This is a genomic window from Clostridioides sp. ZZV14-6009, assembly GCF_020658095.1.
Taxonomy (GTDB): Bacteria; Bacillota; Clostridia; order Peptostreptococcales; family Peptostreptococcaceae; genus Clostridioides.
Window position 1 is genome coordinate 1 of record NZ_JAGWDG010000078.1, and the last position, 380, is coordinate 380.

Below are 380 nucleotides of genomic sequence, written 5' to 3' on the forward strand. Positions count from 1 at the left end.
CCAACAGTTCCTACGAAATAACTATTAGTCCACATACTAGGCATACTAGACTTTAAATGTTGGAAATTTTCTCTTAATACTCTTGAACTAAAACCTTTTAAACCTTTTACTACTTTATGGATTCCAAATTGTGGGTCACATGATATTAATAAATGCACATGGTCTTTGTTTATTTCCATTTCTATTATTTCTGCTCCAAGTTCATCTGCTTTATATGGTATTATCTCCTTTAACATCTTTTCTACTTCGCCAACTAAAACAGGTTTACGATACTTAGGACAAAATATTATATGATATTTACAGTCATATGTTATATTTCCGTTAGATTTATACATAAAAACTAACACCTCCTACACATAATCTATCATTCGTAGTGTTAG

The 380-nt window shown here is 30.0% G+C and carries 1 protein-coding gene; it reads right to left on the minus strand.

The features are described from left to right. On the minus strand, window positions 1-335 hold a 335-nt coding region (gene tnpA, locus KGF36_RS19945; protein WP_227854983.1), incomplete at its 3' end, for an IS200/IS605 family transposase. Window positions 336-380: the final 45 nt, after the last annotated feature.